Origin of the sequence: Streptosporangium vulgare (assembly GCF_042428775.1) — a bacterium.
Taxonomy (GTDB): Bacteria; Actinomycetota; Actinomycetes; order Streptosporangiales; family Streptosporangiaceae; genus Streptosporangium; species Streptosporangium vulgare.
In genome coordinates this window covers 1-1,273 of record NZ_JBHMBS010000110.1, presented here as the reverse complement: position 1 = coordinate 1,273, position 1,273 = coordinate 1, and the positions used below count along the sequence as shown (strand labels likewise).

Annotated in this window: 1 protein-coding gene; it reads right to left on the bottom strand. The window is 72.1% G+C overall.

Features of this window, described 5'->3' with window-relative positions:
• Nucleotides 1–1,273 (bottom strand): hypothetical protein (locus tag ACFFRH_RS44195; RefSeq protein ID WP_386164178.1); only part of this gene is annotated, 1,273 nt, incomplete at both ends.

Genomic DNA, 1,273 nt, shown 5'->3' with positions numbered 1-1,273 from the left:
GCTGCCCCCAGCGGCAGTGCGTGTCCGTGGCGACCAGGTCGTCGGGGTCGGAGTGGGCGCGCAGCCACCGGCCTGCCTCCAGGGCGCCCAGGGGGACGGGCGAGGCCACCGCTCCGACCGTGTGAGAACTCTCTCCGGTGAGGCGGTCCATGACGAGAAGGCCACGCGCGTGCACATAGGCGGGCAGGCCGATGGCCGCGAGCATGATGGTCACGAGGGCCCATCCGCGAAGGCCGCCGCACCTGACGACCAGGACGGCGGACACCAGGACGACGGCCACCGCCAGCACGATGTACGGCCGGTAGAGGACGGTGTCCCGCTCATCGGGACCGAGGGGGACTCTGACGCCGCACAGGACGGGAATCGCATAGGCGGCGACCGCCCCGGCACCGGCCGAGCACATCGCCTGTCCGCGTGAGACCCGCGCGTGCCGCAGGAGGACAAGGAGACCGTAGACCGAGACGATCACCAGGTAGGGATAGGCGCCCCAGAGAAAGAAGAGCTGGCTCCGGCCCGGGTGCCCGAGCAGGAGCGCCGCGCCCATGCCCGCCGCGCCCATGCCGAGCAGGAGGACCACCGCCGGTCGCAGGAGCAGCCTCGGCCGGCACAGCAGCCCGAGGATCCCGCACCACGCGACGGCCCAGCCCGACAGGTAGAGCGACGCGACGGCGAGCACCGAGAGCGACGGGGGGCTCACCTGTTCACCCAGGCCGGTCAACTCGCCCCACGCGGTTCGCGCGAACGAGAGGGGGTCGACGATCAGCCCCTGCCGCACCCGGCCGAACAGCGTCACCTGCGCGACGAGGAAGCAGGCCGCGGTCATCCCGAGCGCGGTGAGCGCGGGCCACGGCACCCGGCGCCGTCTGATCACCTCGACCACGACCACCGCCAGCAGGCCCGCCGCGAGCAGGGGCAGGTAGACGGCCTTGGCCCCCATGACCGCGAGGAGGAGGACCGCCAGCAGCGGCCACCCGCCCGCACCGCGGCGCCCACGATCGAGGAGGTCGACGAGCAGCAGGACGACCGGGGCGAACAGCAGGGCTCCGAACGCCTGGGTGGGGCTTGTCCATGAGGCGTCTGGAATGCCTCCCCAGGTGAACAGCTCGCTGCTGCCCAGGTAGAGGCTCGCCGCTCCGACCGAGATCGAGCCCGTGATGGCGAGGAGTGCGGCGGGGTGGGAGCCGGTGAGACGGCGGGCGATCATGGCCAGTAGCACGATCAGGGCGAACATCATGGGCAGCATGCCCAGGCGGAACAGCAGGACGAGGGGTTC